We start from the raw sequence: 13,722 nt of genomic DNA, 5'->3' as shown, positions 1-13,722 counted from the left end.
ACACCAAGGAGTCACCGATGTCCGAAACACTGCTCAAGACCCCACTGCACGCTCTACACCTGGAACTGGGTGCGCGCATGGTGCCGTTCGCCGGCTACGACATGCCGGTGCAGTACCCGCTGGGCGTGCTGAAAGAGCACCTGCACACCCGCGAGCAGGCCGGCCTGTTCGACGTCTCGCACATGGGCCAGATCATCCTGCGCGGCGCCGACGCCGCCAAGGCCCTGGAAAGCCTGGTACCGGTGGACATCATCGACCTGCCGGTGGGCATGCAGCGCTATGCCATGTTCACCCACGAACAGGGCGGTATCCTCGATGACCTGATGGTTGCCAACCTGGGCGACGACACGCTGTTCCTGGTGGTCAACGCCGCCTGTAAGGACCAGGACCTCGCTCACCTGCAAAAACACATTGGCAACCGTTGCGACGTGCAGCCGCTGTTCGAGCAACGTGCCCTGCTCGCCCTGCAAGGCCCGGCTGCGGTCACGGTGCTGGAGCGCCTGGCCCCGGAAGTGGCCGGCATGACCTTCATGCAGTTCCGCCAGGTGAAACTGCTGGGTGAAGACTGCTTCGTCAGCCGCTCGGGCTACACCGGCGAAGACGGCTACGAAATTTCGGTACCGGTCGACGCCACTGAAGCCTTGGCCCGCCGCCTGCTGGCCGAGCCCGAAGTGCAGCCTATCGGCCTGGGGGCGCGCGACTCGCTGCGCCTGGAAGCCGGCCTGTGCCTGTATGGCCACGACATGAATACCGAGACCACCCCGGTGGAAGCCAGCCTGCTGTGGGCGATTTCCAAGGTACGCCGTGCCGACGGCGCACGTGCCGCAGGTTTCCCTGGCGCCGAGGCAATTTATGCCCACCAGCGCGATGGCGTGGCACGCAAACGCGTCGGGCTGTTGCCGCAAGAACGTACCCCCGTTCGTGAAGGTGCGGACATTGTCGATGCAAACGATAAACCCGTAGGTAAAGTCTGCAGCGGCGGCTTTGGCCCGACACTCGGTGCACCTGTAGCAATGGGTTATATCGATAGCGAACATGCTGCACTCGACACCCCACTGTTTGCCGTGGTGCGTGGCAAGAAGGTTGCCCTGAAAGTCAGCAAAATGCCTTTCGTGGCACAACGTTACTTCCGTGGCTGAAGCCACTTTGTGAAGGTTGCAGACAGGGTCGACATATTCGTTTTCGAACCTGTCCAATAACTTTTGAACATGGCGCCAGGCCAGGCGCCATGCCGTTTCCGACAAATCGGTCGGTTATCGGCAAACGGCCAGTTTTCCATACGACCAAGGGCTTGTTTTTCGCTCGGGAGTTGGCGTAGAGTCACTGCACTGTGTTTGCATGGGTCGCAACAGTTCGTGACCTGGGCCAGTAGCCGCAATCAGCTACAACCCGTTCGACGTCTCTTACTTTCCTGCAACCCAGCCCAGTAATCTTTTGCTTACAAACAATGCAGAAGAAACTGTCATCAAAATTAAGCTTCATAGGAAATAAGACAATGGCTGAGCGTCAGAACGGTACCGTCAAGTGGTTCAATGACGAAAAAGGTTACGGCTTCATCACCCCAGAAAGCGGTCCGGATCTGTTCGTGCACTTCCGCGCTATCGAAGGTAATGGCTTCAAGAGCCTGAAGGAAGGCCAGAAGGTCACCTTCGAAGCTGTTCAGGGCCAAAAAGGCCAGCAGGCTGACAAGGTCCAAGTCCTCGGCTAAGCCGAACAAGACTTCGAGAAAAAGCCCCTGCCAAGTGCAGGGGCTTTTTTTTGCCCGTAGAATAGAGGCTTCATCTTCTGGAGCCGTCCTGCATGTCCAAGCCTCTGCTCATACCCCAGGGTGATTTTCCACCGGTCGGCCTGGGCCGGCGCCTGGCGGCCATGTTCTATGACTTTTTACTGTGCACGGCGCTGCTGATCGTGACCGCCGGCACCTACAAGATGATCCAGATGGCGATCATCGGCGAAGCACATATGCGCGAGCTGACCGAGGCCGGCGCACTGGATGGCGACCCACTGCTGTCTACGGTGTTGCTGTTCGCCCTGTTCGGCTTCTTTGCCAAGTTCTGGACCCATGGCGGTCAGACCTTGGGCATGCAGGTGTGGGGCGTGCGGGTGCAAAACACCGATGGTTCGGCCATCAGCCTGTGGCAGGCGCTATTGCGCTTTGTGGTCTCGATCGCCTCGTGGCTGTGCCTGGGGCTGGGTTTTTTCTGGGTACTGATCGACAAGCGCAAACGCGGTTGGCATGACATCTATTCGGAAAGCCAGCTGGTGCGGGTACCGAAGCAGAAGAAATGACCCGGGACAGGTTGAGCCCCATGAAAAAGCCGACCCTAAGGTCGGCTTTCTTGTGCAGCTCAGGCGATCAACCCGCCCGGCGCAACAACCACACACCCGCCAAGGCACAGATGCCCGCCGGAATCACCACCGCCAGCAGCGGCGGGAAACCAAACACCTGGCTTGAGGGCCCCAGCAGGTCCTGACCGATACGGAACACGAAACCCACCAGCACACCAGTGAACACGCGCTGGCCGAGGGTTACCGAGCGCAGCGGACCGAAGATGAAGGAAATCGCCATCAGCACCAGTGCCGCTGTCACCATCGGCTGCAGCACCTTGGTCCAGAACGCCAGCCAGTAACGGGCATTGTTCAGGCCTTGGTCTGACAGATAATGGATGTAGTCCCACAGCCCGGTAATCGATAGCGATTCCGGCGCCAGGATCACGGTATTGAGCAGTTCTGGCGTGAGCGAAACATCCCAGCGCTCCTGCGGCGCGCGGACGACTTCGGTGTGGTCGCCACGGAAATAAGTAGTACGCACGTCAGCGAGCAGCCAATGATCGTTCTGGTACTGGGCACGGCGGGCGAAGCTCGACGTGACGATCTTGCGCTCGTTGTCGAAACGGTAACGGGTCACCCCCAGCAGCAGGCCGTTAGGCTGCACGGCGTTGATGTGCACATACTCCTCGCCCTGGCGGTGCCACATGCCACGTTTGGAACTTTGCGCCTCACCACCGCCCTGGGCCAGGGAACGGTCGGCCTGGGCCTTGTTCTCGGTCACCGGTGCCACATACTCACCGATCAGCAGGCCGACCAGCATCAGCACCAGCATCGGCTTCATCACAGCCCAAACGATACGGCCGATGGAAACGCCGGCCGCACGCATGATGGTCAGCTCGCTGCTACTGGCCAGGCTGCCCAGGCCAATCAGGCAACCGATCAATGCCGCCATCGGCAGCATTTCGTACAGCCGCCGCGGTGCGGTGAGCAAGACGAAGTTGCCAGCCTCCATCACCGTGTAGGTATCACTCAGGTCGCTCATCTCGTCGATGAAGGCGAACAGCGAAGCCAGGCCGAGGATGATCCCCAGCACAGCCAGGATGGCCAGCAGCACGCTCTGGCCGATATAGCGGTCGAGCTTAGCCATGGGCCACCTCCGCACGACGGGCAGCGCGCTTGAGGCGCAGCGGCTCCCAGTACATCAGCCCCAGGCCGATCAGCAGGAACAGACCGTGGACCCACCACATGCCCAGGCCGATCGGAAGTTTGCCCTTCTCGAGGGCGCCGCGTACGGAAATCAGCATTGTCAGGTAGGCCATGTACAGAAGAATTGCCGGCAGCAGCTTGAGGAAGCGGCCCTGACGCGGGTTGACCCGGGACAGTGGCACCGCCAGCAGGGTGACGACGAACACCAGGATCGGCAGCGACAACCGCCATTGCAACTCGGCGCGCTCACGCAGGCCCTTCTTGCCGATCAACTCGGAGGTGGGGATGGCTTCGCGTTCGGTGACTTCCTCGCTGACTTCCGGCTTGGGCAGCAGTACGCCGTAGGTGTCGTACTTGATGGCGCGGTAATCGGCCTGGCCCGGGTTGCCGTCGTAGCGGTAGCCGTTCTCCAGCACCAGGTAGCGGTTGCCGTCAGCCTGGATTTCCTGGTGGCCTTTTTCCGCGACCAGCACCGAAGGCGCGCGGTCCTTGGTTTTGTCCTGATTGAAGCGCTTCTCGGAGATGAACACCCCGGCCAGGTTGATGCGGTCGTCCGACAGCTGCTCGGTGTAGGTTACCCGCGAGCCGTCACGCAGCGTCTGGAAACGACCCGGCACCAGGGTGTCGAACTCGGTCAGCGCGTCCTGCTGGGCGATGATCTGCTGCACCTGGGCCACGCCCAGCGGTGCCAGGCTCAAACTCAGCCAGGCCACCAGCAGGGCGACCAGGGCGGCCGGCACCATGGTCAGGCCCAGCAGGCGCTGCTGGCTCATGCCGGTTGCGGACAGCACGGTCATCTCGCTTTCCAGGTACAAGCGCCCGTAAGCCAGGAGAATGCCGAGGAACAGCCCCAGAGGCAGGATCAGCTGCAGGAAACCCGGCATGCGGAAACCCATGATCAGGAACAGCACGCCCGGGTCGAGCACACCTTGGGCAGCCTGGGCCAGGTACTTGATGAAGCGCCCGCTCATGATGATCACCAGCAGCACAGCGCTGACGGCGCTCAAGGTCACCAGGACCTCGCGGGACAGATAACGAAAGACGATCAAACCAGACACTCCTGGGTTGTCAGGGCGGACTGCCAAACAATGGCGCCAAACAATGACTTAGTACAGCCAAGACCAATGCCGGTTCGCCAAAGGCGAACCTCCATGTAAAGTGCGCGCATTATCCTGTGATTGACCGCCCCTGTCACTTGGCCGCGCATGAAGGCGCACAACGGGGTTGTCAGCACGCTTGCCGCAGGCTCAAACTGGCAGCTTTTCCGCTGGCGCGCGACGACGCCGCCAGGCCCGTCCAGAGCGCTGCAACACACAGCGCCATTCGTATCGATCATTCGGGGATCCTGACATGGAACTGGTTGTAAAAAGCGTAGCTGCTGCATCGGTAAAAACCGCCACCCTGGTCATTCTGGTAGGTGAAAACCGCAAGCTCGGTGCTGTTGCCAAGGCTGTCGACCAAGCCTGCGAAGGTGCCATCAGCGCCGTGCTCAAGCGCGGTGACCTGGCCGGCAAGCCGGGCCAGACCCTGCTGCTGCAAAACCTGCCTGGTCTGAAGGCCGAGCGCGTGCTGCTGGTGGGCAGTGGCAAGGACGAAGCCCTGGGCGACCGCGCCTGGCGCAAACTGGTTGCCAGCGTGGCCGGCGTGCTCAAGGGCCTGAACGGCACCGATGCAGTGCTGGCCCTGGACGATATCGCGGTCAGCAACCGCGATGCCCATTACGGCAAGTACCGCCTGCTGGCCGAAACCCTGCTGGACGGCGAGTATGTGTTTGACCGCTTCAAGAGCCAAAAAGCCGAGCCACGCGCCCTGAAAAAGGTCACCCTGCTGGCCGACAAGGCCGGCCAGGCCGACGTCGAGCGCGCCGTCAAGCACGCCAGCGCCATTGCCACCGGCATGGCCTTCACCCGCGACCTGGGCAACCTGCCGCCTAACCTGTGCCACCCGAGCTTCCTGGCCGAACAGGCCAAGGACATGGGCAAGGCACACAAGGCCCTCAAAGTTGAGGTGCTGGACGAGAAGAAGATCAAGGACCTGGGCATGGGCGCGTTCTATGCCGTGGGCCAGGGCAGCGACCAGCCTCCACGCCTGATCGTGCTCAACTACCAAGGCGGCAAGAAGGCCGACAAGCCATTCGTGCTGGTGGGCAAGGGCATCACCTTCGACACCGGCGGCATCAGCTTGAAACCAGGCGCCGGCATGGACGAAATGAAGTACGACATGTGCGGCGCCGCCAGCGTGTTCGGTACGCTGCGTGCCGTGCTTGAATTGCAGTTGCCGATCAACCTGGTGTGCCTGCTGGCCTGCGCCGAGAACATGCCGAGCGGCGGCGCCACCCGCCCGGGTGACATCGTCACCACCATGAGCGGCCAGACCGTGGAAATCCTCAACACCGACGCCGAAGGCCGCCTGGTGCTGTGCGACGCCCTGACCTACGCCGAGCGCTTCAAGCCACAGGCGGTGATCGACATCGCCACCCTGACCGGCGCCTGCATTGTCGCTCTGGGCAGCCACACCTCCGGCCTGATGGGCAACAACGACGACCTGGTTGGCCAACTGCTGGATGCCGGCAAGCGCGCCGACGACCGCGCCTGGCAGCTGCCGCTGTTCGACGAATACCAAGAGCAGCTGGACAGCCCGTTTGCCGACATGGGCAACATCGGCGGACCGAAGGCCGGCACCATCACCGCCGGTTGTTTCCTGTCGCGCTTTGCCAAAGCTTACAACTGGGCGCACCTGGACATCGCCGGTACCGCCTGGGTCAGCGGCGGCAAGGACAAGGGCGCCACTGGCCGCCCTGTGCCCCTGCTGACCCAGTACCTGCTGGACCGCGCGGGCGCGTGACGCCGTGAGGCCGGTGGTGCCTTATGCGCCACCGGCCGGCGATTCTCATCATGAGCAAAGTCGACTTCTACATCTTGCCCACCGACTCGCTGTCGGCGCGGCTCGATTTCGCCTGCAAGCTGTGCGAAAAGGCCTGGCGCCTCGGCCACCAGGTCTACCTGCACTGCCAGGACTCGGAACAGCGCAGCGAGCTGGACCAACGCTTGTGGCGCTTCAAAGGCGAGGCATTCGTGCCCCACGACTTGGCCGAGGTGCATGCCGATGCCAGCGTGGCCTTGGGCTTGGCAGACAGCGCGGGCGAGCACCGCGACCTGCTGATCAACCTGGGCGCCAGCGTGCCGGGCTTTGTCGGTCAGTTCGAGCGGGTGGCCGAAATCGTGGTCGAGGCGCCTGGCATCCGCCAATCGGCCCGAGAGCGATTCCGTTTCTACCGTGAACAGGGCTATGCTCTGCAAGACCACCGCTTACAGCGACTTTGACGACGATGGACAAGCCCTCCCCTTTGCCCGACTCCGCCCATCTGCTCGATGATCTCGAGTCGATCCGCCAGCTGCTTGGCGACGCCGACCTGCAACCGCCGCTGCTGACCGAGACGGTGGAGCAGATCCCATTGCTGCTGGAAGAACCTGCCGGCAACCCTGCACCGGTTGTCGAAACGGTAGCTGCCGAAGCCGAGGAAGACCCGCAGACCCGCCGCCAGGACACCCTGCTGCACCTGGAAAGCGAGTTACGTGCGGCAGCGCAGATGATCATGCAGGACGTGATCAACGACTTTACCCCGCATATCGAGAACGAGATCAAGCGCCGGCTGGATGCGCGGATCGAGCGGTTGATCAAGCGTTCAGAGTAAGCCTGAATTTCGGCGGTGCCTGCTTCACGGCACTGCCAGATAGCAGCAGCTTGTCGCCTGCGGCACCCAGCTTGGTTATACTTCCCGGCTTTCCCGAATAAATGCACAGGGTCCCGCCGCGCATGGATAAGACCTACCAGCCGCACGCCATCGAAACTTCCTGGTACAACACCTGGGAGTCCGAGAACTATTTCGCCCCACAAGGTGCAGGCGAGTCCTACACCATCATGATCCCGCCGCCGAACGTGACCGGCAGCCTGCACATGGGCCACGGGTTCAACAACGCGATCATGGACGCCCTGATCCGTTTCCGCCGCATGCAAGGCCGCGACACCCTGTGGCAGCCAGGCACCGACCACGCCGGTATCGCCACGCAGATGCTGGTCGAGCGCCAGCTTGAAGCCAAGGGCCAGAACCGTCATGACCTGGGCCGAGAGAAGTTCCTGGAAAAGGTCTGGGAATGGAAGGATCAGTCTGGTGGCAACATCAGCCGTCAGATCCGCCGCCTGGGCTCGTCGGTTGACTGGAGCCGCGAGCGCTTCACCATGGACGACGGCCTGTCCGAAGCGGTCAAGGAAGCCTTCGTTCGCCTGCACGAAGACGGCCTGATCTACCGCGGCAAGCGCCTGGTCAACTGGGATACCAAGCTGCACACGGCCATCTCCGACCTCGAAGTGGAAAACCATGACGAGAAGGGCCACCTGTGGAACCTGCGCTACCCGCTGGCCGACGGTGCCAAGACCGCCGAAGGCAACGACTACCTGGTGGTTGCAACCACCCGTCCGGAAACCCTGCTGGGTGACGCTGCCGTTGCGGTCAACCCGAACGATGAACGCTACCAGGCACTGATCGGCAAGTTCGTCGAACTGCCGTTGGTCGGCCGCCGCATCCCGATCATTGCCGACGACTACTGTGACCCTGAGTTCGGTACCGGCTGCGTGAAGATCACCCCGGCTCACGACTTCAACGACTACGAAGTCGGCAAGCGCCACAACCTGCCGCTGCTGAACATCTTCGACAAGAACGCCTTCGTGCTCGCCAGCGCCCAGGCCTTCAACCTCGACGGCAGCGTCAACGAGCAAGTTGATACCCAACTGCCGGCCCAGTACGCCAACCTTGACCGCTTCGTCGCGCGCAAACAGATCGTTGCCGACCTGGATGCCCAGGGCCTGCTGGTAAGCATCGACGACCACGCCCTGAAAGTGCCGAAAGGCGACCGTTCGGGCACCGTCATCGAGCCGTGGCTGACCGACCAGTGGTACGTCTCCACCAAGCCGCTGGCAGAACCTGCCATCGCCGCCGTGGAAGATGGCCGCATCCAGTTCGTGCCCAAGCAGTACGAGAACATGTACTTCTCCTGGATGCGTGACATCCAGGATTGGTGCATCAGCCGCCAGCTGTGGTGGGGCCACCGCATCCCGGCGTGGTACGACGAGGCCGGTCAGGTCTACGTTGGCCGCGACGAGGCAGAGGTGCGCGCCAAGCACAACCTGGGCACCGACGTGGTCCTGCGCCAGGACGACGACGTACTCGACACCTGGTTCAGCTCGGGCCTGTGGACCTTCTCCACCCTGGGCTGGCCGGAGCAGACCGAGTTCCTGAAGAAGTTCCACTCCACCGATGTATTGGTGACTGGCTTCGACATCATCTTCTTCTGGGTTGCGCGCATGATCATGTTGACCATGCACCTGATCAAGAACGAAGACGGCACCCCGCAGGTACCGTTCAAGACCGTGTATGTGCACGGTCTGGTACGGGACGGCCAGGGCCAGAAGATGTCCAAGTCCAAGGGCAACGTGCTGGACCCACTGGACATCGTCGACGGCATCACCCTCGACGCCCTGCTGGAAAAACGCACCAGCGGCATGATGCAGCCCAAGCTTGCCGAGAAGATCGCCAAGCAGACCAAGGCCGAGTTCCCGGAAGGTATCGCCAGCTACGGCACCGACGCCCTGCGCTTCACCTTCTGCTCGCTGGCCTCGACTGGCCGCGACATCAAGTTCGACATGGGCCGCGTCGAAGGCTACCGCAACTTCTGCAACAAGATCTGGAACGCCGCCCGCTATGTGCTGGACAAGGGCGAGGACTGCGGCCAGAACGGCGAAGCCTGCGAACTGTCGCTGGCTGACCGCTGGATCATCTCGCAACTGCAACGCACCGAAGCCGAAGTGACCCGCCAGCTGGAGCAGTTCCGCTTCGACCTAGCCAGCCAGGCGCTGTACGAGTTCATCTGGAACCAGTACTGCGACTGGTACCTGGAGCTGTCCAAGCCGGTACTGTGGGATGAAAACGCCCCGGTCGAGCGTGCCCGTGGCACCCGTCGCACCCTGGTGCGCGTGCTGGAAGTGGCGCTGCGCCTGGCGCACCCGTTCATGCCGTTCATTACCGAAGAAATCTGGCAGCGCATCGCGCCGCTGGCCGGTATCGAAGGCAAGACCATCATGCTGCAGCCGTGGCCGGTGGCCAATGAAGCACGCATCGACGCCGCTGCCGAAGGCGACATCGAGTGGCTGAAAGAGCTGATGGTCGGCCTGCGCAACATCCGCGCCGAAATGAACATCGGCCCGGGCAAACCGCTGCCGCTGTTCCTGAAGAACGCCAACGCCGAAGACCAGCGTCGCCTGCAAGAAAACGAAGCACTGCTGAAGAAGCTGGCCAAGGTCGAGTCGTTCACTGTACTGAGCGATGCCGATGAGGCGCCGCTGTCGGCTACTGCCCTGGTCGGTGACCTGCAAGTGCTGGTGCCAATGGCCGGCCTGATCGACAAGGATGCCGAGCTGGCGCGCCTGAACAAGGAGATCCAGCGTCTGCAAGGTGAAGTCCAACGCGTCGGCGGCAAGCTGTCCAACGCCGCCTTCGTCGACAAGGCTCCGCCTGCGGTGATCGAGAAGGAACGCGCCAAGCTGGCCGAGTCCGAACAGGCCCTGGCCAACTTCACCGAGCAGCACGCGCGGATTGCAGCGCTGTAATCAAAAGTGAAGCCATAGCGGGCTGCTTTGCAGCCCATCGCCGGCAAGCCAGCTCCCACAGGAATGCACCGTACCTGTGGGAGCTGGCTTGCCGGCGATGCTTTTCAGGACCCCACCATGACCCAAAAACCCACCCTGCACCCGCGCAACCGCCACCAGGGCCGCTACGACTTCCCCAGCCTGATCAAGGCCCACCCTGACCTGGCCCGCTTCACCATCACCAACCCTCACGGCAAACCCAGCATCGACTTCGCCAACCCCGAAGCCGTGCGCGTATTCAACCGCGCCCTGCTCAAGGCCCAGTACGGCATTCAGCACTGGGACATCCCCGCCGATTATCTGTGCCCGCCCATTCCTGGCCGCGCCGATTACATCCATGTGGCCGCCGACCTGCTGGCCGCCGACAATGCCGGTGAGGTGCCCAAGGGCGCCCAGGTGCGTGCGCTGGATATCGGCGTTGGCGCCAACTGCATCTACCCGCTGCTGGGCTACAGCGACTACCGCTGGCGCTTTCTCGGCTCGGACATCGACCCTGTTGCCCTGGCTTCAGCCAAGGCCATCGTTCAGGCGAATGGTCTTGGCAAGGCCATCACCCTGCGCCAACAGGCCAACCGCACGCATATCCTCAGCGGGCTGCTGCAGGATGACGAGCACTTTGACCTGACCCTGTGCAATCCGCCCTTCCATGCCTCACGCGACGAAGCCACCCGTGGCAGCCAGCGCAAGTGGAAGAACCTCGGCAAGCAGGACCCTAAGCGGAAGTTGCCCGTGCTGAACTTCGGCGGCCAGAACAATGAATTGTGGTGCGAAGGCGGCGAAATCCGCTTTGTCACCCAACTGGTTGGCGAAAGTGTGCAATACGCCGAGCGGGTGCTGTGGTTCACCAGCCTGGTGTCCAAGGCCAGCAACCTGCCAGGCATCGAGACGGCACTGAAGAAGGCAGGGGCCAAGGCTGTGCGTGTCATCGAAATGGGCCAAGGGCAGAAACAGAGCCGCATGGTCGCCTGGAGCTTCCACGACGACGCTGCGCGCCAGGCCTGGGTGGCCAAGGGTAAATCACAGGCATGAAAAAACCGCGCCCGGGCAAGCCGGGCGCGGTTTCGTCAACACATCAACAATTACTTGTTGATGGCGTCGGTCAGCACTTTGGCTGGAACGAACTTGACGACTTTCTTGGCAGCGATTTCGATGGCAGCGCCAGTCGAAGGGTTGCGGCCGGTACGGGCAGGACGCTCGGAGACTTTCAGCTTGCCGATGCCTGGCAGGGTGATTTCAGCGCCATTTTCCAGTTGGTCGGCAACGATCTGGCCCAGCTGCTCCAGAGCGTTCTTGGCGGTGGCTTTTGGCGCGGCGATCGATTCGGCGATGTCGGCAATCAGTTGGTCTTTGGTCAATGCCATGGTGATGTTCCTTCCCTATCAAATTCGATGGTTATGCAGCGAACTACGACGTTATCGGGCCAGCCCCTGAAAGTGGAGGGCCGCGCCAATCGCGTATGTAGATACGTAAATCGGCGTTTGGTTCGACACGACGACAGCACGCTGCCAGCAATGCGCCACACGAGGGGCACAAGACCGCGCAAAACTACCACAGGAGCGGATAAATATCCGCTGCGCACTTCGATTTAATGCAGGTTTTTCGGGGGTTTTAGCCTAAAACGCACTAAATTGAACAAAAAACGAACAACCGACATATCCGCCAACATACGGCCACTGCATCACCTTGTGTCTAAGGTAAACTTGGCAACTTTTGCAGCTCGCCGAGAATCCCATGCCAATTCGTCATTGCATCGTTCACCTGATCGACAAAAAGCCCGATGGCAGCCCCGCCGTGCTGCATGCTCGCGACTCCGAGCTGGCCGCCTCCGATGCCATCGAGAACCTGCTTGCCGACCTCAATGACAGCTACAACGCCAAACAAGGCAAGGCCTGGGGGTTTTTCCACGGTGAGTCGGGCGCCTACCCCTTGAGCGGCTGGCTGAAGCAGTACCTGGACGAAGAAAAGGACTTTACCGCCTTCAGCCGCATTGCCGTGGAACACCTGCAGAAGCTGATGGAAGAGTCCAACCTGTCCACCGGCGGCCACATTCTGTTTGCCCACTACCAGCAAGGTATGACTGAGTATCTGGCCATTGCCCTGCTGCACCACAGCGAAGGTGTGGCGGTAAACGCCGAGCTGGACGTGATGCCTTCGCGTCACCTCGACCTCGGCCAGTTGCACCTGGCAGCGCGTATCAACCTGTCGGAGTGGAAGAACAACCAGAACTCCAAACAGTACATCTCGTTCATCAAGGGCAAAAACGGCAAGAAAGTCTCGGACTATTTCCGCGACTTCATCGGCTGCCAGGAAGGTGTAGACGGCCCTGGCGAAACCCGCACCCTGCTCAAAGCCTTCAGTGACTTCGTCGAGAGCGAAGACCTGCCGGAAGAGTCCGCGCGTGAAAAGACCCAGACCCTGGTCGACTATGCCACCAGCCAGACCAAAATGGGTGAGCCAGTGACACTGGAAGAGCTGTCCAGCCTGATCGACGAGGACCGGCCCAAGGCGTTCTACGACCACATCCGCAACAAGGACTACGGCCTGTCGCCGGAAATTCCAGCGGACAAACGCACCCTCAACCAGTTCCGCCGCTTCACCGGGCGTGCCGAGGGGCTGTCGATCAGCTTCGAGGCGCACTTGCTGGGCGATAAAGTGGAGTATGACGAGGCGGCGGGCACCCTGATCATCAAGGGGCTGCCGACAACGCTGGTGGATCAGCTGAAGCGGCGCAAGGACTAATCCCCTCAAAGCCGGTAAAGGAGGCCACCAGCGCCTCCTTTGCCGATTTGCGCAGCCGCTTTACCAGCCGCTCCTGGCGCAAAGCCTCGCCTTTATCCGGCCATTGCTCCACATACACCAGCGCCTGGGCCGGGCTGGTCTTGAAGTAGCGGGCGCCCTGCCCTTTCTGGTGCGCCGCAAAACGCCGCTGAGGGTCATCGCTGATGCCGCAGTACAGCGAGCCGTTGGCGGCCCTTACCAGATAGACATACCAGGGTTTGCCAACAACGGATTCGACGGTTTCACTCACCTTGGGCCTGCTGGAATGCGCGCAATCCCTTGAATGCCTGCAGGCGGACCTTGTTCTGCACCAGCGGCGACCAGCCCAGCAATACGCCAGGCATACCCAAGGCCTGCCGCGCCCAGCGCCACAGGTCGAAGGTATCGTCATGCTGGCAGATCAGCCCATCGCGGATGACAAAACGCGCCTGGATGTCGTTGATCACAATGCGGCCGGTCTGGCTGAACAGGTAGGTGGCCACCCAGTGCGCGCCGCCACTGCGCTCGTCGGCGCGCACACTGTCGAAGGCCAGGGTGAAGTTCTTGGCGCGAGTCGTGAGCATCCGCCACATGTCACCCGCATCCTTGCCGCGCAGGGTGCCGAAAACCGGGTCGCTGAAAACGACATCGTCGCTGTAACAGGCCACCATGGCCTCGGCATCCAGGCGCTGGAAGGCCTGGTAGAAACGGGTGATCAGGTCGCGGTTGGCGTCGCTCATGGGGCAGGTCCGTCCTGGGTGGAAAGCAGCACGATAATCCGCCCCG

At 61.7% G+C, this 13,722-nt stretch carries 14 protein-coding genes; 9 read left to right on the top strand and 5 right to left on the bottom strand.

Going from position 1 to position 13,722, the window contains the following annotated elements; translation table 11 throughout:
• Positions 1-17 precede the first annotated feature (17 nt).
• The 3 genes from gcvT to QQL85_RS01895 all read left to right on the top strand — a co-directional run bounded on the left by gcvT (position 18) and on the right by QQL85_RS01895 (position 2,289).
• On the top strand, positions 18-1,139 hold the full coding sequence (gene gcvT / locus QQL85_RS01905) for a glycine cleavage system aminomethyltransferase GcvT (protein ID WP_284354944.1): 1,122 nt from the start codon (positions 18-20) through the stop codon (positions 1,137-1,139).
• 356 nt (positions 1,140-1,495) lie between these two features.
• A complete protein-coding gene (locus QQL85_RS01900) occupies positions 1,496-1,708 on the top strand; it encodes a cold-shock protein (protein ID WP_284354943.1) in 213 nt (70 codons plus the stop codon).
• Between the two features lie 92 nt (positions 1,709-1,800).
• Entirely contained in the window at positions 1,801-2,289 is a 489-nt protein-coding gene (locus QQL85_RS01895; RefSeq protein ID WP_284354942.1) for an RDD family protein, read from the top strand.
• Positions 2,290-2,356: 67 nt separating this feature from the next.
• On the opposite strand, the gene lptG is transcribed toward QQL85_RS01895, so the two are convergent.
• Entirely contained in the window at positions 2,357-3,418 is a 1,062-nt protein-coding gene (lptG, locus tag QQL85_RS01890; protein ID WP_284354941.1) for an LPS export ABC transporter permease LptG, read from the bottom strand.
• The gene (gene lptF, locus QQL85_RS01885) at positions 3,411-4,526 is read right to left on the bottom strand and encodes an LPS export ABC transporter permease LptF (protein ID WP_284354940.1); all 1,116 of its coding nucleotides are present in this window, start codon (positions 4,524-4,526) and stop codon (positions 3,411-3,413) included. Before lptF ends, lptG begins: the two co-directional genes overlap by 8 nt.
• A gap of 301 nt (positions 4,527-4,827) precedes the next feature.
• Between lptF and QQL85_RS01880 the strand changes: the two genes are divergently transcribed.
• From QQL85_RS01880 to rlmF, 5 genes are all read left to right on the top strand, one after another.
• Entirely contained in the window at positions 4,828-6,321 is a 1,494-nt protein-coding gene (locus QQL85_RS01880; protein ID WP_284354939.1) for a leucyl aminopeptidase, read from the top strand.
• A gap of 50 nt (positions 6,322-6,371) precedes the next feature.
• Positions 6,372-6,800 (top strand): DNA polymerase III subunit chi, encoded by a 429-nt coding sequence (locus QQL85_RS01875; RefSeq protein WP_284354938.1) that lies wholly within the window; start codon positions 6,372-6,374, stop codon positions 6,798-6,800.
• 5 nt (positions 6,801-6,805) lie between these two features.
• Positions 6,806-7,171, top strand: coding sequence for a DNA polymerase III subunit chi (locus tag QQL85_RS01870; RefSeq protein WP_284354937.1), 366 nt, complete (start codon positions 6,806-6,808; stop codon positions 7,169-7,171).
• Between the two features lie 122 nt (positions 7,172-7,293).
• Positions 7,294-10,140, top strand: coding sequence for a valine--tRNA ligase (locus QQL85_RS01865; RefSeq protein WP_284354936.1), 2,847 nt, complete (start codon positions 7,294-7,296; stop codon positions 10,138-10,140).
• Between the two features lie 117 nt (positions 10,141-10,257).
• Positions 10,258-11,208 carry a 23S rRNA (adenine(1618)-N(6))-methyltransferase RlmF gene (gene rlmF, locus QQL85_RS01860; protein WP_284354935.1) on the top strand — a complete coding sequence of 317 codons (951 nt, stop codon included), beginning with the start codon at positions 10,258-10,260 and terminating at the stop codon, positions 11,206-11,208.
• A gap of 50 nt (positions 11,209-11,258) precedes the next feature.
• Here the strand turns inward: rlmF and QQL85_RS01855 are convergent, their stop codons facing one another.
• Positions 11,259-11,540, bottom strand: a complete 282-nt coding sequence (locus tag QQL85_RS01855) for an HU family DNA-binding protein (RefSeq protein ID WP_003255106.1) — start codon at positions 11,538-11,540, stop codon at positions 11,259-11,261.
• A gap of 370 nt (positions 11,541-11,910) precedes the next feature.
• On the opposite strand from QQL85_RS01855, the gene yejK reads away from it, so the two are divergent.
• Positions 11,911-12,918, top strand: coding sequence for a nucleoid-associated protein YejK (gene yejK, locus QQL85_RS01850; RefSeq protein WP_284354934.1), 1,008 nt, complete (start codon positions 11,911-11,913; stop codon positions 12,916-12,918).
• Here the strand turns inward: yejK and QQL85_RS01845 are convergent.
• Positions 12,866-13,207: a GIY-YIG nuclease family protein gene (locus QQL85_RS01845; RefSeq protein WP_284354933.1), complete on the bottom strand. Its 342-nt coding sequence runs from the start codon at positions 13,205-13,207 to the stop codon at positions 12,866-12,868. The two genes, yejK and QQL85_RS01845, sit on opposite strands and share 53 nt — an antisense overlap.
• Complete coding sequence (locus tag QQL85_RS01840; protein ID WP_284354932.1) at positions 13,200-13,676, bottom strand: nuclear transport factor 2 family protein; 477 nt, start codon at positions 13,674-13,676, stop codon at positions 13,200-13,202. The genes QQL85_RS01845 and QQL85_RS01840 overlap by 8 nt, the downstream gene beginning before the upstream one ends.
• Between the last annotated feature and the right edge of the window lie 46 nt (positions 13,677-13,722).

This window comes from Pseudomonas putida (genome assembly GCF_030159595.1).
In the GTDB taxonomy this organism is placed as follows: domain Bacteria; phylum Pseudomonadota; class Gammaproteobacteria; order Pseudomonadales; family Pseudomonadaceae; genus Aquipseudomonas; species Aquipseudomonas putida_AC.
This window is presented reverse-complemented; position numbering and strand designations above follow the sequence as displayed.